Raw genomic sequence first — 17,539 nt, 5'->3', positions numbered from 1 at the left:
TCCATGGCGGGCGGCTCCTCCTCCAGGGTCGGAGGCGTCTTCACCTTGGTGGGAGGCTCCGGCTTCTCCTTGTCCTTCTCCTTCTCCTTGTCCTCGTGACCCGTCTCGTTGACGCAGGTGTTGTCACTGGCGTCGTTGAACAGGGCGACGAGGTTGACGCTGTTGCCGCACGCGTTCAGCGACAGGTCGATGGGCGCCTGGACGACGTTGCCGGACAGCACACCGGGCGAGCCCTTGGCGGCGCCCACCGCGTGCGCGCCACCGGACTCGCTGTGCGAGACACCGGACGTGGACTCCTTGTGCGAGGGGTCCACCGAACGGTCCGCGGACTTCCCGGACGCGTGGCCGCCGTCGGAGATGTTGGCGCAGGTGTTGTCGGTCGCGCCGTTGAGCGCGGCGGCACCGTTGACGCTGTTGCCGCAGGCGTTCACCGGCACGTGGACCGGGGCCTGCACGTTGTTCCCGGAGCCCACACCGGGCGAGCCCTCGGTGCCGCCCACCGCCTGCGCGCCGCCGGCGGCGTCACCGTGCTTGCCGCCGTGGGACCCGCCGGAGCTGTTGACACACGTGTTGTCGTACGCCTCGTTCATCGCCCCGACCGCGGTGACGGTGTTGCCGCACGCGTTCACCGGCACGTGGACCGGTGCCTGCACGTTGTTCCCGGACAGCACACCGGGAGAATCCTCGGCACCGCCCGCCGCGAACGAGTCGGCGAGGGCGGGCGTTCCGTACAGGGACAGGATGCCCGTGGCGGCCGCGGCCGCCACGAACACTCCCCTGCTCAGGTTCTGTCGCAATGTGGTTGTCTTCCTGCTTGAAGAAATCGGGAGCGGCCACGCGTTCTGGCCCTCCGCTGCCGCATGGCCTACTCCTTCATCAACCCGACTCGGCGGAATCGGTTGCGCAGGTTCACCCGGTTGGCCCGCGCGCGTGCCCCGAGCCCGGGCACGCGCGGGGCGCCGTCAGGACACCACGTCCTTGCGCACGAACCCCCGGAACGCCAGCGCGAACAGCACCAGCGCGTACGTCACGGACACCGCCGCGCCCTGGATCATGCCGGACCACTCCGGGGTCGGCTGGACGGCGTCCGCCCAGGCGAACTGCCAGTGCGCGGGCAGGAAGTGACGCCAGTCGCCCAGCGCGGTGACGGCGTCCAGCACATTGCCGACGATGGTCAGCCCCACCGCCCCGCCGACCGCGCCGAGCGGGGCGTCGGTGCGGGTGGACAGCCAGAACGCGAGGCCGGCGGTGACCAGCTGCGACACGAACAGATAGGCGACGACGATCACGAGCCGCTGGGCCGCCGTGCCCGGGTCCAGCGCGCCGCCGGTGGGGATCCGCAGCGGCCCCCAGCCGTAGGCGGCCGTACCGACGGCGAGCGCCACCACCGGCAGCAGCACCATCGCGGTCAGGCTCAGCCCCAGTCCGACGATCAGCTTGGACCACAGCAGCCGCATCCGGGGCACCGGCGCGGCGAGCAGATAGCGCAGGGAGGACCAGCCGGCCTCCGAGGCGACCGTGTCCCCGCAGAACAGCGCGACGGGGATGACCAGCAGGAAGCCCGCCGACACGAACAGGTTCACGGCGGCGAAGTTGGCGCCGGACTCGGTGGCGGTGTCCATCAGGTTCACCCGGCCGCCCGGACGGTCCGGCTCACCGCCGATGGCGAAGGCGACCACCAGCACGAACGGCAGGAGGGCGAGGATCGCGCCCATGACGTAGGTGCGGCGGCGCTTGAGCTGGCGGGCCAGCTCCACCCGCAGCGGCAGGGTGCGTCCCGCGCGGTAGCCGTCGGCGACCCCGGTGGGTCCGGCGGCCGGGGCGGCGGGCCCGGCGGGCTCGTCCCGCTCGCGCTCGGTGAGCGTGCTCATGCGGAACCTCCGATCAGGGTGAGGAAGGCGTCTTCGAGGCGCCGGTGCGGGCCGACGGACGCCACGGGCACCTCCAGCCGGACCAGTTCGGCGATCAGCAGCGGCGCGGTGCCGTCGGCGTCCAGCCGGACCAGCAGCCCTTCGTCGGTGGGGACGGCCGAGGCGACGCCCGGCAGCGCGGCGATCTTTCCGGCGACGGGCTCGTCCACGGGCTCCTCGGTGCCGACGAGCAGGGTGTCGCCGGAGCCGATGATCTCCTGCACCGGGCCCGTCTGGACCAGCCGCCCGCGGTCCATGACCACGAGGTGGGTGCAGGACTGCTCGACCTCCGCCAGCAGATGGCTGGAGACGATCACCGTGCGCCCGGCGGCCGCGTACCGGATCATCACCTCGCGCATCTCGCGGATCTGCGGCGGGTCGAGCCCGTTGGTCGGCTCGTCGAGGATGAGCAGGTCGGGCAGGCCGAGCATGGCCTGGGCGATGGCGAGGCGCTGCCGCATGCCCTGGGAGTAGGTGCGCACCGCGCGGGCGAGCGCGTCCCCGAGGCCGGCGATCTCCAGGGCCTCCTCCAGGTGCGCGTCCCCGGGCGGGCGGCCGGTGGCCCGCCAGTACAGCTCCAGGTTCTCCCGCCCGGAGAGATGCGGCAGGAAGCCCGCGCCCTCGACGAAGGCACCGACCCGGGAGAGCACCGGGGCGCCGGGACGGATGGCGTGCCCGAAGACCCGGATCTCCCCGTCGTCGGGCGTGATCAGCCCCATCAGCATGCGCAGGGTGGTGGTCTTGCCCGCGCCGTTCGGCCCGAGCAGCCCGAGCACCTGCCCCTTCTCCACGCGGAACGACAGGTCCTTCACGGCGTACCGGTCCGAGGAGCGGGCGTACCGCTTGCTCAGCCCGGTGATCTGGAGCGGGACGTCGGCGAGCGCGGGGTCGGGGGCCGGGGCGGCGGTGCGCCGGCGTCCGGTCAGCAGCAGCGCCAGGGCGAACAGCGCGCCGCCGGCCGGCAGCCACACCACCCATGCGGGCAGCGGGGCGGCGGCGGTGCTCACGCCCGGCGCGGTGGGCACGGTGAGGTCGCTCTTCAGGGAGACGGTGTACGTCGCCGGGGCGGCCGGGGAGGCGTAGCCGAGGTCGGTGGAGGCGAGGACCAGGCGCAACCGGTGTCCCTTCTCGACCTCGTGGTCGACGGCGGGCAGCGTGAGCGTCACGTCCTTGCCGGCCCTGGCGCCCTCGACCCGGACCGGGGCGACCAGCTGCGACGGCAGCACCTGCTGCGCGCCGTCCGGGCCGACGTCGTACACCTTGCCGAACAGGACGGCGTCGTCGCTGGTCGAGCGGACGTTCACGGTGACGGTCGGCGAGCCGGTGATGCGCAGATCGCCGGTGACGGGGGCGGACTCGAAGCGGGCGTACTGACCGGGGAAGTCCAGCGCGATGCCGACGCCGAGCGCGGACAGCTGGGCGAGTCCGCCGGAGTCGCCGAGGCCGGGCAGGGCGGAGATGGCGGGAGGGCTGCCTCCGGCCGGGTTGTCGAAGCTCTGCTCCGCACGCCCGGTGAGGGGAAGGGACCGGCCGTCGCCGGCCAGCCCCGGATAGCGGTCGGCGCTCGCGCCGTTCAGCACGGCCTGTCCGTCGGTGGAGTCGACACCTCCGGTGCGGGTGACACGGAAGGCGGGCCCGGTGTCGACGCCCTCGTCGCCCTTGAGATAGCGGTCGAACCAGGTCCGGACCCGCTGCTCCAGCCGCTCCTTCTCCGGATTGCCCCCGTCATGTCCGCCGGCGATCCAGTCGACGTCGACCGGGGCGCCGTTGGCGCGGATCGCCCGCGCGGCGGCGTCGGCCTGACCGAGCGGGAAGAGGGAGTCCGACTGGCCCTGCATCAGCAGCGTGGGCACGTCGATGCGGTCGGCGACGGCGGACGGCGAGTGCTCCTCCAGCAGTTTCCGCGCCGCGTCGTCCGGCACCCCGGACTCGGCGACCCGCTGGTACATCTCGCACAGCTCCGGCTCGAACTTCTCGCACCCGCCACCGGTGTTGATGAAGAGTCCGGCCCACACCTTCTTGAACACACCGTTCGGGAACAGCGCGTCGGCGAGGTCGAAGTAGGTGATCGCCGGGGCGATGGCGTCGACCCGGTCGTCGTGTCCGGCGCCGAGCAGCGCGATGGCACCGCCGTACGAACCGCCCGCCATCCCGACCCGCGGGTCACCGGCCTTGTCGAGCCGCACCTCGGGCCGTTCGGCCAGCCAGTCGATCAGCCGGGAGACGTCGGCGCCCTCGCCCTCCGGGTCGTTCAGCCCGATCTTCCCGGTCGACCTCCCGAAGCCGCGTGCGGACCAGGTCAGCACCGCGTACCCGTCACGCGCCAGGCTCTCGGCCTGCTCCCGCACGTCCTCCTTACTGCCGCCGAAGCCGTGCCCCAGCAGGACGGCGGGGCGGCGGCCGTCGGGCCCGGCGGTGAAGTACGAGGTGTCGATGCGCACCCCGTCCCCCATGCCCATGACCCGATCGGCGCGGCGCGCCACGGGACCGTCATCGGAGGCCACCGCACTCCACGTACCGGCCCCGGCAAGCACGACGACGGCGGCCGCCGCGGCGGCCGCCCTTCGCGGCCGCCGAGACCGCAGCCATCGCACTCCGGGCAGTCGAATCTCCATGGGGCAACCGTACGGGTCGAACCTGTCGGCCCCATGCCGACCGAAGACCGAGCCGGGGGACCTCCCAGCGGCGTACGCCACGACTGCTGTGTACCGCGTCCGCGGTACAGAGAGGAGACAATCAAGCGTCACACGTAACTATATAAGGGATAAATCATCCCAGGCAGCTAGCCGTGCGGCACGGGAACACCCCCGCGTCGGCGGGGAGGACACTTTCTGACCTGGGCTTTAGAGGACGCTTTGCGCATTCATCGCTTTTACTCCCCACGACGCACCGGCACGGCAAAGCCCCCCAGCAGCATGCTGCGGCGTCGTCCAGGCATTCAAACAGCCGCCACTGACATTGCGTCCGAACCTGCGCATTCTCGGGTCAGATGCAGGGAGCGACTGGTATCAGCGGCGAACCAGACCGCAGTCGTTGTCCAGACGAAGGGATTTGCCGCCGATATCCACCGCTTGGACGCTCCGGCCCCGGACGGACTGGCGAAGAACCCGCAGTTCTCCGAGCATCGGGTGCTCCGTCCACGACTCCGGCGGAGCGAGACCGTCGGGGTCCGCGTCCTTCAGCCAGTCGGAGCGGACCGGGATCGTACGGCGCATCACCTCACGCACGGACGCGACCGACATCTTGCCGTCCTTCGCGGCCTGCGGAAAGGGCTGCTCACCCTCCACGTCCAGCGTCAGCCGGCCGTCCTCCTGGGCATAGGCGCACAGCAGTCGTACCGAGTCGGCGCCGAGCCGGGTGGAAACCTCCCACTCGTCCTCTTCACCGGGCAGATTGTGCAGGTCATGCAATGCGGAAACGCTCCGCGCACGTGGGACGGCAAGCAGGCCCGCCATACTGCGTTCCGCCATCTCCTTGCCCTTGTGCTCCGTCCACGCCTTCGCCTCGCTGCCGCCCGGGTTGTTCCAGTCGAAGTCCCCGCCATCTCCGTGGACGGCTTCGACCAGGCCTTGTATGTCGCCGGGAATGGAGATGATCCCGTCCTCGATTTCGGCGAGGGTCCGGGATGTGGAGGAGAGAAGATGCTCGGAATACACCTCGCCCCACTGCCGCGGGGCCTTCCCCTCACCCGCGATCGGATCGAGCACCACAAGACGAGGCCCGCCCGCCCAGGCCGGGCGGCCACGTCCGCCCGGGTAACCCTGCCGTACCCAGTGGTTCTCATGCCGCCAGCACCGCCCGGCCCGCTGCAACAGCAGGGACAGCGGGGCGAGATCACTGATCACGATGTCGGCGTCGAGGTCCAGCGACTGCTCGACGACCTGTGTGGCGACGACGATCCGACGCAACGGACGCGGGCCTTCGCGGCCCAGCCCTTCGGTGACCTCCCGCGTACGGGCTTCCCGCACGTCACCGGGAAAGCGGGCGTGCAGCAACTGCACGCTTCCACCCTGCTCATGGGAGCGACCGTCGAACCGCTCGAGGAGCCGCACGTACGTATCCTGTGCGTCTCCCGCGGTGTTGCACACCACCAGAGCGGTACCGCCCTCGCCCCCACCCACCGGCTCCAGAAGCCTCTCGATCACTGCCAGCCTGGCCACCCGGTCATCACCGTCCGCACCGTGAACCACCGGCTCCACCACGACACCGAGTTCCATGCTGCGTGCACGCGCCTGCTCCTGCCGCCGGACATCCGAGATCTGGTTCTCCTGGCCGCTCTCTCCATCCACATACAGCCACCCGGGGTAGGGCACCCGAAACGTTCGCCCCTTCAGGACGCCGGTCTTGTGGCCGGCACCCTTCAAGTACTCCTTGATCAGTCGGTCCCCGACCGACGCCGGCAACGTCGCCGACAAGAGGACGACCGGCACGCCGTACGCCCCGAGCCAGTTCAGCAGCCGGCCCAACAGCACTTGCATGTAGGGGTCATAAGCGTGGGCCTCGTCGACGATGAACGTCTTCCCCGACAGGGCCAGCAACCGCAGCGCGTTGTGCCGTACCGGCAGCACAGCCATCATGGCCTGGTCGATCGTGCCGACCGCGAACTGCGCGAGCAGCGGCCGCTTGGGCCCACGCAGCCACCGCTGCGGCCGCATGTCGGCATCGGCCCGCCGGCGCCCCTCCCCGGCCTCGTCACCATCGCAGGTCAGCACATTCTGCGTGGACAAGCCCTCATCAGCGTAAGCGCTGTTCAGCCAGGCCATGCTGTGGACCAGCGTCAGCCCGGCGTCCTCACCGGACTGACGTGACAACGCCTTCGCGACCCGCCCGTGCATCTGGTCGCTGGTGGCCATGGTCGGCAGCAGAAAGGCGTACCCCTGCGTCCCGAAGGCGTCGGACAGAATTCGCTCCGCTTCCAGAGCCGCCTCGCTCTTCCCGTCCCCCGGAGCCGCAGTGACGAGAAGGATGCCGCCATGGCGCCCCTGGCCCACTGCCTGCCTCAGCTCATCCACCACGGCCCGCTGCAACGGATTCGGCTCACCCCGAATGCCGTACGCCTCCGCGAACCCCTTGCGTTGCAGCTCCACCCGTGCCAGCCCGGCTTCGACCAGCAGACGTGGAGCGTCCTGCTGGGCACGAGCGAAGTGATCCACCAACACGGGTTCAAGCCGCCGCTGCCGTTCCCGCAGGTACTCCTCCTGGCTGACCAGCCAGTCGGCGAGAATGACGACCCCCGTCACCAACACCGCAGCCGACGCCTTGAACACCCCCGGAGCCTCAGGCTCCCCCAGCAACTCATGCACCACGGCTGCATGCGCGACCCGCTGCCGTGCCCAGGCCTCCCCACCGAGAAACGCCGGGGCGATACCGTCCTCAGCACGGTGGAAACGTCCGTGATGACCACCGATGACCTCGGCGAGCCGCTCAGCGACCCGCAACTCCCCGCCATCGGCGAAGCCCAGCTCCGCCAGCGCTTCCATCGCGCTCTGCAGTCCGGCGACATCGTGCCCGAAGCGCCCCGCGTTCATCCGCTGGCGGTCGCCGCCCAGTTCCGCACTGAGGTACCGGCTCCCGTGCGAGGAACAGAACTGGAACCCTGACAGCTTCCCGATGTCATGCAGACCGGCACACAGCCCGACAACCGTCCTCGCCCGCCTCAATTCGCCGGCCAGCCCCATCCCGTCGGCGATCCGGACACGCTGGTTCTCGGACAGATAGACATCCCAGAGATGCATGGCCATCGCGACAGCGTCCAGCAGGTGCCGAATCAACGGATACGGCGGCAACCCCGGATCCAGGCCTCGCGACTTCCCCCACACCGTCTCATCGGGATCTTCCCGCTTCCGCATCACCTTCACCCCCACCCGGCCGGGTCCCCACCCCGCCACTGAGACCGAAAGTCCATCACCCTCGAGCTACACATCGCAGCGATTCAGCCCCGATAGAGTGGCGACATGCGCCCCACCCCTGGAGCTTCACCCACGGCAAAGTCCAAGCAGAGCCCTTCTTGACCCCCAGGGTCCTCCCCGCCGACGCGGGGGTGTACCGCCGGTCGAGGTGACGATCCGCGTCATCCCCGGGTCTTCCCCGCCGACGCGGGGGTGTTCCGCTGGACGACCCGCGCGCCGGTCTCATGGCCGAGTCCTCCCCGCCGACGTGGGGGTGTTCTACGGCGGTCATGTGCCTGCCGCCCTCCCCCGCCGATGGGCTGATGGCGCCAAATGCCCGCTGTACGAACTGCTGTGGCCGGAACCCATCTGCCCCATTGATCGCATACCCGGCGCCCCGGAAGATGGGTGTGGTCCTCCCGTCCGTGGTGAGGGTCAAGGAGCAGCGGCACCGGTTGTCCAGGCCGGCGGATCGGGGACAGAGCGTGTTGGCGGGCAGTGGTGCGATTGTGAGTGGTACCGGATGAGGCATCGGATGCAGGTGGTGCTCCAGGTCTCACTGGCGCTGATTGCCTGCTTACTCGGGATTACGACCAACTACGCCACCAGTACGGACGATGCGCCGTGGGCGCTCGAGGTCATCCAGCAGTTTTCGGTCCCGGCGATTGGGCTGCTGGTGGTGGCCATGGTGGTCGGGCAAGTCGTGGTGTACCGGCTGGAGAATCCCACGCCGCCGCAAGCCGACTGGCCGCATGACAGGGTCCCGTATCCGGGTCTGGACGCCTTCGACGAGGACGAGGCGGCCGTCTACTTCGGCCGGGAGGCGCAGGCCGCCGAGTTGACACGCAAGCTGCACGCCGTCGGCTCACGACCCGCCGACCGCATGTTGCTGCTGGCCGGGGCGTCCGGCAGTGGGAAGTCCTCACTCGTGCGGGCCGGGGTACTGCCCCGACTACGAGAGCGGCGATGGACCGTCATCCCTCCCTTCTCACCCGGCCCAAATCCTCTCGGTGCACTCGCCGCATCGCTTGCTACCGCTTCCGGAGAGAGGGAAGCGGCCGGTTCCGTACTGCGTCGACTGCGCCAGGGACCCGACGCTCTAGCAGCCGAGCTGGCCCGGCTGCGCGGAGGGCGATTCCGGCGGACACTCCTCGTCGTCGACCAGTTCGAGGAACTCGTCACTCTCGGGGGCGAGCGGGAACGCGCCTACTTCCTCGATTGCCTGCGTTGCTGTCTGGAGCAGGACTCGTCGGTTCGCGTCCTGGCCACGCTTCGCGTGGACCTCCTGGGAAGCCTCCTCGGCACCGGTCACGCCGAGCTCTTCCAACACCCCATCGCGATCGGCACTCTGGGCCGGGCGCAGCTCGCCGAGGTGGTGGAGGCACCCGGTGCTCTGGTCGGCCTCACCTTCGCACCCGGCCTGGTAGAGACCATCGTGAACGAGACGGGCACCGACGACTCCCTCCCTCTGCTTGCCTACCTCCTCCAGGAGCTGTATTTCGCGTCCGGTCCCGGCGGCACGGTCACCGAGGAGCTGTACCAGCGGCTCGGCGGTGTTCCGGGAACTCTTGCCCGGCAAGCCGACAACACCGTGGCCGGTCTCGGTACGGGCGACACCATCGAGTTTGCCCTTCGCGTACTGCTGAAGTTCGTCACCGTGGAGGGGCAGGAGGTCGCCCGCCGTCATGTGCCGCTGGCGGACCTCACCGATCGGGAGCGGCAGGTGGTGGACGCCTTCATCGATGCCCGGCTGCTGCGGTCCGATGTACGCGGGGACCCGACCACCGGCCGGTTGGCGTACGCGCAGGTGACGCATGAGGCCCTGTTCAGGCAGTGGGCGCCACTGCGGCAGGAGGTCGAGGCGCGGGCCGAGCGGCTGCGGGAGCGCGCGGAACTGGAGCGGTGGGCCGAGGACTGGGAGCGGTCCGGGCGCAGCGCCGACTATCTCCTCACCGGCGAACGGCTCACGGTGGCGCAGCGCTGGCTCGAAGCCCTGGAAGAGGCCGGGCAGGCCTCAGCACCCGCCCAGGCACTCGTAGAGGCTTCACAGCGCCGGGACCTCGCCTTCCTGAGCCGCGTCTCCGACAGCATCGGCCGGCAGGTTCTCAGCAGCGCGGAGACCGAACCCGAGCGCGCCCTGCTGCTGTCGCTGGCCGCGCTCGGCGAGTGCACGCCAACTCCCTCGGCACGGCGGGGCCTGATGACCGCCTTGGCCGCCAGCCATCCTCGTACCCGGCTCGACGGACACACCGACACGGTCCGCGACATCGCCTGGTCGCCGGACGGGCGGCTGCTGGCAACGGCCTCACGGGACGGTACGGCCCGGATCTACGATGCCCGTTCGGGACGACCCCTGCTTGTCCTGCCGTCCGACGGAGCGATGGTCGAGTCCGTGGCCTGGTCGCCCGACTCGGCCCAGGTGGCCACTGCGGGGAGGGATCACGTCGTACGGGTCTGGGATGCCGCCTCCGGGGAGCCAGTACGGTTGCTGACGGGGGCCGGAGACATCGGCCGCCAGGTGGCCTGGTCGCCCGATGGGGTGCACATCGCCGCCACGTTCAAGGACCGAGTCGTACGGGTCTGGGAGGCCATGACCGGTCGGCTCGTGCACGAACTGCGCGGGCACCACGACGACGTGTGGGGTGTTGCCTGGTCGCCGGACAGCGGCCTTCTCGCCTCCGCCTCTCATGACCAGACGGTGATGGTGTGGGGCCGGACGACGGGGACGGCCACCGTGACACTGACCGGGCACACGGACTTCGTCGAAGGCGTCGCCTGGTCCCCGGACGGACGCCGCATCGCAACCGGCTCCGGTGACCACACCGCCCGCATCTGGGATGCACGGACGGGCGAGCTCAGGCTTCTGCTGCGCGGGCACGCCGACTATGTGTGGAACCTCGCCTGGTCGCCGGACGGCCGGATGCTCGCCTCTGCCTCCTCCGACCGGACCGTACGCGTCGTCAACGCCGAGGACGCGAAGGTTCTCGCGGTGCTGCGCGGCCACACGGACACCGTGTGGGCGGTGACTTGGTCTCCCACCGGGACTCAGCTTGCCACCGGCTCGACCGACGGCACCGGGATCGTATGGGACCTGCGTCCGCGTGGTGCCGAATCCACACTCGTCAACGGGCATGACGGTCCGGTGAACGAGGTGGCGTGGTCCGGGGACGACAGCCGCGTCTTCACGGGCTCCGACGACGGCACGGCCCGAGCCTGGGACGCGGAAACAGGTGATAACGCCGGGCCCGTCTTCCGCCTGGACGACCGGGTGTGGAGTGTGGCCTGCTCGCCCCACGGAGACCGGCTCGCGCTCAGCACCAACGACGGGCTCTTCCGGGTCGCGGACGGCACGGGCGTCACGCTTTTTGAGCAGCGCGGGGAGGTCGTCGAAGGCTGCGCCTGGTCCCCGGACGGCCGACGGATCGCGACCGGTGGACACGACGGCGCCGTACGCGTGCTGTCAGCGCTGGACGGGACCGAACTGATGAAGTTCGAGGAACACCAGGACTGGGTGGGTCGTGTCTCCTGGTCACCGAGCGGGCAGCTGATTGCCAGTTGTTCCGACGACCGGACCTGTCGGCTCTGGGACATCAGCGACGGCCGGCAGTTCACCGTCCTGCGCGGACACGAAAACTATGTGGAGGATGCCGCCTGGTCCCCGGACGACACGCGGGTTGCCACGGCCTCGGGTGACTGGACGGCAGCCGTATGGGACGCGGTCACGGGGCGGCGAATCGACATCCTGAAAGGACACGAGGGGCGGGTCCGCGCCGTCGCCTGGTCACCCGACGGCAGGTACATCGCCACCGGGTCCGACGACCGCACCGTACGGGTGTGGTCCGCGGATACCTTCGAAGAAGTCGGTGTCGTCGGTGTCCACCAGGGCAAGGTGACCTCGGTGGCGTGGTCCCGCGACAACACACGGCTACTCACCGGATCCGCCGACGGGACGGCCCGGGTGTGGCCGGCGGAGCCGGAGTACGACCGGATTGAGGCGGTCGCGCGCGCCCGGGTCTTCCGTACGCTCACCGAAGAGGAACGGCGGCTCCACATGCTGCCACTCGACGTTCCGTGATCAGTAGACCTGCTCGACCGTGCAGTCGTCGGTGTGGACGAGGTAGTCGTCCGGGTTCAGGTTCATCGCCTTGCGCTCGGGCGATGACCAGTACATCGCATTGCGCTCCGAGAAGGTCTCGGCCCCGTCGTAGGAGATCAGCCACACGAACTGGTTGCGCTCCCGCATCACCCACGCCCCACCGATCGTGAAGCCCAGCTTCAGCCGCAGGGGCACGATCTCCTGCCGCCAGCGCTCGGCCCACTCGTCGAGCATGCCGTCACGGACGGTGTACGTACGCAACTGCGTGGTCCTGGGCATGGCAGACCTCCTCCTGGTATTCGGCCGTTGAGCACAGCCTAGGTAGATCAGTGGCCGTCGCGGGGCGTCTCGGCAAAGTGGATTGCCCGAAAGTCCATCAGCCCCGACCTACGCATCGCGGCGGTTCACCCCCGATAGAGTGACGGGATGCAGCCCAGTCCCAAAGCCACACCCAAGGCAAAGAACAAGCAAAGCCCTTCTTGAGCCCCAGGTCAGAAAGGGTTCTCCCCGCCGACGCGGGGGTGTTCCGGTGTCACTCCGGGCAGATGTGGTCCTGTCCCTGTTCTCCCCGCCGACGCGGGGGTGTTCCGTTCGGGCAGTTCGACGCGACCGACCTGTCAGGGCTCTCCCCGCCGACGCGGGGTGTGTCCGCAGATTGGAGCCGGACGATCAGGCAGTTGGGCGACCAGAGTCGCTGAAGGTGCCGAGAAAGGCCGTCCACACGTCGACGGGGAAGCGGAGGACGGGGCCGTGCGGGGCCTTGCTGTCGCGGACGGGGACAACGTCGGGGAGGCCGTCGGCGACCTCAACGCAGTTGTCCGCTCCCCCGTCGCTGTAGCTCGACTTGCGCCAGTTGAAGGCATCAGGATCGGCAGTACGGCTCATGATCGAAGCTCCTCCAGGATGCGCTCGATGAACGTCACCGAGTCCTGTGGCGTCAGCGCCACGTCTCGAATCCGATCGTAGGCCAAACGGAACTGCAGGATGTCGTCGGGTTCTTCAAGCAGTTCGCCAGATGTATTGCCCTCCGAGTAGGCAACTGAGGTGCCGTCGGGTTGCCACAACAAGTGGAGTGAGCCCCTGGTCAGAGGATGTACACCCGCGCTGAACGGCAGCACCTGGACAGTGATCGACGGTTGTCCTGACGAGAAGATGAGGTGGACCAACTGGTCGTCCCAGATCTTGGGATCTGCCACGGTGCGCCGCAGTGCCGCTTCATCGATGATCGCGCGGACAACGGGCTTGGGCTTCCGGTGCAGCAACTCCTGACGTCCGATACGCGCGACGACCTGCTCCTCGAGCGTCTCCTCATCCTGCTGCTTCTGCCACAGTGACAGCACGACCCTGGCGTACGCCTCCGTTTGAAGGAGACCAGGAATTCCGGGTGCGTACATGTGCATCACGTTGGCTGTGGCCTCCAGCCGCATGAACGCCTTGTACTGGTCCTTGAACACCTCCATCCGCGCCAGTTTCCACAGCCGTACCAGCAGGTCGCCGGTCTCGTAGTAGACGTCCAGGTCTTCCATGACCGGGCGCTTCGAGATGCGTTCGGCGGCTTCCAGGCGGTACAGGTAGCTCTTGTCGTAGTTGGTGTCGTCGGCGAGCTGGCTCAGGGACTTGCCCGCCTTTTCGCGGAGGTAGCGCAGGGTGCTGCCCAGCGCGCCCCGTGCGGAATCCTCGTTGGTGTTCTGTTGTTCCGGCCGTACGGTCATCCGCCCCGCCCCTCGGTCCCTCGTGCCGCCTCCGCTGCCGTGTGGGGCGGCAACGCGTCGTCGCTGGTCACGCCACCCGCTCAGCGTGACGCTTTGAGTGCAGCACGTGACGGACAAGCGGAGCGGGTAAATGACGGACAAGGAACTCGAAACGGTGATGGACGGAATTCAGCGGGCGGAGGCCGTGCGGGAGGAGTTGGGGGTGGCGCTGGCCGGAGTCGGGGTCACACTGCCCTCGTTGGCGCTGGACGTTCCCATGGTCGCGGTGTGTCACCCGGAGCCGCTCATCGACCTCGGGCGCTGCAACCTGGCAACCGCCCGTAAGCTCGCGGCCGTTCTGCGGGGCGCGGCCAGGAGGACGCCGTGAGTGAGGAGGCGCGGCCGCTCACGGGTGAGGAGCGGCGCCTCTTGCTGCGCGTGCTGGCCTGTTTGCAGGACAGTCCTGAGCAGCAGGGCTCGGACGAGGCGTCACCGGCGTCCGGGCGGGCGCTGAGCACGCGGCTCCGGGAGATCAACCGGTGGAGCAGCCGTCAGAGCGGGCTGCGGTGAGCCGGCGGGTGTCGGACGTGGACTGGCTTGCGCTGCCGCGCGGTACCGAGAGGATTCCGTGCGGGGCGCTGGTGGTGGACCTGGACACGGGACAGGTCGGGGTGTTGCAGGACGTCACCCCGTATGTCCCGCCCTGGCGAGGGGATCAGCGGCCGTGTCCGACCGCGTTCGTGCGTCCCGTGGGCGGAGGGCGGGAGTGGACCGTGCCGCCGGAGCGGCTGCGGGTGGTGCGCCGGGACCGTGGGTGAGGACGGGCCCGGCCCGGAGGCGGGGGTCAGTGGTTGCGGGGGAAGCCCAGGTCGACGCCGGTGGGGGCGTCGGCCGGGTCGGGCCAGCGGGTGGTGACGACCTTGCCGCGGGTGTAGAAGTGCGTGCCGTCGTTGCCGTAGATGTGGTGGTCGCCGAAGAGGGAGTCCTTCCAGCCGCCGAAGGAGTGGTAGCCGACGGGGACCGGGATCGGGACGTTCACGCCGACCATGCCGGCCTCGACCTCCATCTGGAAGCGGCGGGCGGCGCCTCCGTCGCGGGTGAAGATCGCGGTGCCGTTGCCGTACGGGGAGGCGTTGATGAGGTCGAGGGCCTCCTCGTAGGTCTCGGCGCGCAGGACGCACAGGACGGGGCCGAAGATCTCGTCCCGGTAGGCCGCGGCGGACGTCGGCACCCTGTCGAGGAGGGAGATGCCGATCCAGTGGCCGTTCTCGTGGCCGTCGACCGTGTAGCCGGTGCCGTCGAGGACCACTTCGGCGCCCTCGGCCGCCGCGCCGGTGACGTAGGAGGCGACCTTGTCGCGGTGGGTCGCGGTGATCAGCGGGCCCATCTCGGAGGTGGGGTCGCTGCCGGGGCCGATCTTGATCTTCTCGGCGCGCTCGCGGATCTTCTCCACCAGGGTGTCGCCGATCGCGCCGACGGCGACGACCGCGGAGATCGCCATGCAGCGTTCGCCGGCCGAGCCGTAGGCCGCGGAGACGACCGCGTCGGCCGCCGCGTCGAGGTCGGCGTCGGGCAGCACCAGCATGTGGTTCTTGGCGCCGCCGAGGGCCTGGACGCGCTTGCCGTTCGCGGAGGCGGTGGTGTGGATGTAGCGGGCGATGGGGGTGGAGCCGACGAAGGAGACGGCCTTGACGTCGGAGTGGTCGAGGAGGCGGTCGACGGCCACCTTGTCGCCGTGGACGACGTTGAAGACGCCGTCGGGGAGTCCGGCCTCGGAGAGGAGTTCGGCGAGCCGGACGGAGGCGGACGGGTCCTTCTCGGACGGCTTCAGTACGAACGTGTTGCCGCAGGCGATGGCGAGCGGGAACATCCACAGCGGCACCATCGCCGGGAAGTTGAACGGGGTGATGCCGGCGACGACGCCCAGCGGCTGGCGGATCGACGCCACGTCGACGCGGGTGGCGACCTGGGTGGACAGCTCGCCCTTGAGCTGGACGCTGATCCCGCAGGCCAGGTCGACGATCTCCAGGCCGCGCGCGACCTCGCCGAGGGCGTCGGAGTGCACCTTGCCGTGCTCGGCGGTGATCAGTTCGGCGATCTCGTCGCGGTGGGCGTCGAGCAGCGCGCGGAACCTGAACAGCACCGAGGTGCGGGTGGCCAGCGAGGACTGGCCCCAGCTCAGGTACGCCTCCTTGGCGGCGGCGACCGCGGCGTCGACCTCCTCCACGGAGGCGTACGCGACCTTGGTGGTGACCTCGCCGGTCGCCGGGTCGGTCACCGGGCCGTGGTTCCCCGAGGCGCCTTCGGCGGTCTTGCCGCCGATCCAGTGGTTGACGATCTTCGTCATGACCGAGAACTCCTTCGCAAGTGGCGGCGTCGGGTGGAGACGTGCCGTTCGTGCCGTTCGTGCCGTTCGTGCAGCTTGTAGGGCTTGTGGGGCTTGTGCGGGTCGTGCGGTTCCCGCCGCTCGTGCGGGTTTCCGCTGCTCGTGCGCTCCGGTCGCGGCGGGTGTGCCGCGGCCCCGGGGCCTGTCTTCATCCCACCAGTTCCGGGGGTCCGGGCGGGCCCGACACAGTGTCGGCCGTTCGGGTCCCGGAGTGGACAGATGGGAGTCCGGGGGAACCTCCGGCGCGGGGCCGTGGCGGGCGGGGAGTCGTCGCTCGCACCTCGCTCCTGCCAAAGCGAGGCGGTCTTCCGCGCCGGAGGCGTTCAGTGGGGTGCCGACGACGGGACCCCGTGGTCAGGTCGTGTGCCATCGCGGTCCCTCCTACGGCTGGTCGGCTCTGCCGTCACTACGGCTCTCCCCGGTTTCTAGCCGGGGCGCGGGGCCCTGTCAATACTTTGTCCAGACATTCGGACGATAACGTGACCGTACCCCGGCCGGCGGAGTCCCGCTCCGCGTGAGGCCGGCCGACGGCGTCCGAGTCAACGCGCCCCGCCGGTGAGCCGTAGTGCGCCCGTGCGTCACTTCTGTCACAAATACGCCCGCACTGTCACGAGTGTCACGTCCGCACGGGGCTTCCGTCACACCCGGCACACAGCCCCTGCCCTGACGGCGGCCGGCCTCGTTCACCGGGCACAACGCATGCCTGATCACCAGCGCGTCGCCCGGCTCCCCCTGACGGCCGTCCCCGGCCGCCTCCGCGGTGCGCGCGGGGAGGTGCAACCCATGACCGACCGACGGCTGTGGTCCTACAGGGACATCGCGGCACACATCAAGGTGCAGCCGGACACCGTACGTTCGTACCGCAAGCACGGACTGCTGCCTCCGCCCGACCACGTGGAGGGCGGCAAGCCCTACTGGTACGCCGACACCGTCCGCGCCTGGGTCGCCGCCCGGCCGGGCAACCGGGGGCGGAGGGGCGACTGACCTCCGCCTGACCACCGGAAAGACAGCTGTGCCCCACCTGGTCGGGTGGGGCACAGCGCTGTGCATGAGCTTCGCCGTCAAACCCGCTCACCCGGGAGGACCTGCGCGCCTGGTACGGCTCGCGGTCCGCGCCGACCGACCGGCCCGACCTCGCCGTGACCGACCGGGTGACGGGGCGACGGGGCGACGGGGGCGACCGGGGAACTCGTCGGCGAGGTCGCCGGGCGGGGCGTACGGTCACGAGTGAGGCCGCGACGCCCGGGTCCGCGTCTCGGCCCCACCGTCGTGAATTCATACCCCCTAGGGGTATAGTCTGGATGTAGTGGCCCTCTGGGGCCCCTCCTGTCAGCCTCACCCCCCAGACCCCGACGAGGAGCAACGACATGACCTCCCAGACCGACACCCAGGGTTCCGTCACCACCGTCTACAAGGTGAGCGGGATGAGCTGCGGGCACTGCGAAGGCGCCGTCTCCGGTGAGATCTCCGCGCTTCCCGGCGTCAGCTCGGTGGCGGCCGTGGCCTCCTCCGGCGAGGTGACCGTGGTCTCCGCGGCCCCGCTCGAGGAGGCGGCCGTGCGGGCGGCC

At 69.9% G+C, this 17,539-nt stretch carries 14 protein-coding genes; 6 read left to right on the top strand and 8 right to left on the bottom strand.

Going from position 1 to position 17,539, the window contains the following annotated elements; translation table 11 throughout:
- From B9S61_RS11090 to cas3, 4 genes are all read right to left on the bottom strand, one after another.
- On the bottom strand, positions 1-797 hold a 797-nt coding region (locus B9S61_RS11090), incomplete at its 3' end, for a chaplin (RefSeq protein WP_181007328.1).
- A 165-nt stretch (positions 798-962) separates the two neighbouring features.
- Positions 963-1,871, bottom strand: a complete 909-nt coding sequence (locus tag B9S61_RS11085; protein ID WP_258039620.1) for an ABC transporter permease — start codon at positions 1,869-1,871, stop codon at positions 963-965.
- Positions 1,868-4,525: an alpha/beta fold hydrolase gene (locus tag B9S61_RS11080; protein WP_103542101.1), complete on the bottom strand. Its 2,658-nt coding sequence runs from the start codon at positions 4,523-4,525 to the stop codon at positions 1,868-1,870. Before B9S61_RS11080 ends, B9S61_RS11085 begins: the two co-directional genes overlap by 4 nt.
- A 393-nt stretch (positions 4,526-4,918) precedes the next feature.
- On the bottom strand, positions 4,919-7,774 hold the full coding sequence (gene cas3 / locus B9S61_RS11075; protein ID WP_258039619.1) for a CRISPR-associated helicase Cas3': 2,856 nt from the start codon (positions 7,772-7,774) through the stop codon (positions 4,919-4,921).
- Between the two features lie 559 nt (positions 7,775-8,333).
- Here cas3 and B9S61_RS11070 point away from each other — a divergent pair.
- On the top strand, positions 8,334-11,873 hold the full coding sequence (locus B9S61_RS11070; protein ID WP_103542100.1) for an AAA family ATPase: 3,540 nt from the start codon (positions 8,334-8,336) through the stop codon (positions 11,871-11,873).
- On the opposite strand, the gene B9S61_RS11065 is transcribed toward B9S61_RS11070, so the two are convergent.
- From B9S61_RS11065 to B9S61_RS11055, 3 genes are all read right to left on the bottom strand, one after another.
- Complete coding sequence (locus tag B9S61_RS11065; protein WP_103542099.1) at positions 11,874-12,173, bottom strand: NIPSNAP family protein; 300 nt, start codon at positions 12,171-12,173, stop codon at positions 11,874-11,876.
- A gap of 390 nt (positions 12,174-12,563) precedes the next feature.
- The gene (locus B9S61_RS11060) at positions 12,564-12,779 is read right to left on the bottom strand and encodes a DUF397 domain-containing protein (protein ID WP_103542098.1); all 216 of its coding nucleotides are present in this window, start codon (positions 12,777-12,779) and stop codon (positions 12,564-12,566) included.
- On the bottom strand, positions 12,776-13,606 hold the full coding sequence (locus B9S61_RS11055) for a helix-turn-helix transcriptional regulator (RefSeq protein ID WP_103542097.1): 831 nt from the start codon (positions 13,604-13,606) through the stop codon (positions 12,776-12,778). The genes B9S61_RS11060 and B9S61_RS11055 overlap by 4 nt, the downstream gene beginning before the upstream one ends.
- 130 nt (positions 13,607-13,736) lie before the next feature.
- Between B9S61_RS11055 and B9S61_RS11050 the strand changes: the two genes are divergently transcribed.
- Genes B9S61_RS11050 through B9S61_RS11040 form a run of 3 tightly spaced genes read left to right on the top strand, consistent with a single transcriptional unit; the run spans position 13,737 to position 14,403 of the window.
- Positions 13,737-13,973, top strand: a complete 237-nt coding sequence (locus tag B9S61_RS11050; protein ID WP_258039618.1) for a hypothetical protein — start codon at positions 13,737-13,739, stop codon at positions 13,971-13,973.
- A complete protein-coding gene (locus B9S61_RS11045; protein ID WP_103542096.1) occupies positions 13,970-14,155 on the top strand; it encodes a hypothetical protein in 186 nt (61 codons plus the stop codon). The genes B9S61_RS11050 and B9S61_RS11045 overlap by 4 nt, the downstream gene beginning before the upstream one ends.
- 17 nt (positions 14,156-14,172) lie before the next feature.
- Positions 14,173-14,403: a hypothetical protein gene (locus B9S61_RS11040; RefSeq protein ID WP_146064788.1), complete on the top strand. Its 231-nt coding sequence runs from the start codon at positions 14,173-14,175 to the stop codon at positions 14,401-14,403.
- A 26-nt stretch (positions 14,404-14,429) separates the two neighbouring features.
- On the opposite strand, the gene mmsA is transcribed toward B9S61_RS11040, so the two are convergent.
- Positions 14,430-15,932 carry a CoA-acylating methylmalonate-semialdehyde dehydrogenase gene (mmsA, locus tag B9S61_RS11035; RefSeq protein WP_103542094.1) on the bottom strand — a complete coding sequence of 501 codons (1,503 nt, stop codon included), beginning with the start codon at positions 15,930-15,932 and terminating at the stop codon, positions 14,430-14,432.
- 822 nt (positions 15,933-16,754) lie between these two features.
- On the opposite strand from mmsA, the gene B9S61_RS11030 reads away from it, so the two are divergent.
- Entirely contained in the window at positions 16,755-16,955 is a 201-nt protein-coding gene (locus B9S61_RS11030; RefSeq protein ID WP_103542093.1) for an AlpA family transcriptional regulator, read from the top strand.
- A 383-nt stretch (positions 16,956-17,338) separates the two neighbouring features.
- On the top strand, positions 17,339-17,539 hold a 201-nt coding region (locus tag B9S61_RS11025; RefSeq protein ID WP_103542092.1), incomplete at its 3' end, for a heavy-metal-associated domain-containing protein.

This window comes from Streptomyces sp. SM1 (assembly GCF_002910825.1).
GTDB lineage: Bacteria > Actinomycetota > Actinomycetes > Streptomycetales > Streptomycetaceae > Streptomyces > Streptomyces okerensis.
The sequence above is the reverse complement of the archived record's forward strand: the minus strand, read 5'-3'. Positions and strand labels throughout refer to the sequence as shown.

Excerpts from the sequence above, each read along its gene's own strand:
- B9S61_RS11085 (WP_258039620.1), bottom strand. The coding sequence starts at position 1,871 with ATGAGCACGCTCACCGAGCGCGAGCGGGACGAGCCCGCCGGGCCCGCC.
- B9S61_RS11080 (WP_103542101.1), bottom strand. The coding sequence starts at position 4,525 with ATGGAGATTCGACTGCCCGGAGTGCGATGGCTGCGGTCTCGGCGGCCG.
- B9S61_RS11070 (WP_103542100.1), top strand. The coding sequence starts at position 8,334 with ATGCAGGTGGTGCTCCAGGTCTCACTGGCGCTGATTGCCTGCTTACTC.
- B9S61_RS11065 (WP_103542099.1), bottom strand. The coding sequence starts at position 12,173 with ATGCCCAGGACCACGCAGTTGCGTACGTACACCGTCCGTGACGGCATG.
- B9S61_RS11060 (WP_103542098.1), bottom strand. The coding sequence starts at position 12,779 with ATGAGCCGTACTGCCGATCCTGATGCCTTCAACTGGCGCAAGTCGAGC.
- B9S61_RS11055 (WP_103542097.1), bottom strand. The coding sequence starts at position 13,606 with ATGACCGTACGGCCGGAACAACAGAACACCAACGAGGATTCCGCACGG.
- B9S61_RS11050 (WP_258039618.1), top strand. The coding sequence starts at position 13,737 with ATGACGGACAAGGAACTCGAAACGGTGATGGACGGAATTCAGCGGGCG.
- mmsA (WP_103542094.1), bottom strand. The coding sequence starts at position 15,932 with ATGACGAAGATCGTCAACCACTGGATCGGCGGCAAGACCGCCGAAGGC.
- B9S61_RS11030 (WP_103542093.1), top strand. The coding sequence starts at position 16,755 with ATGACCGACCGACGGCTGTGGTCCTACAGGGACATCGCGGCACACATC.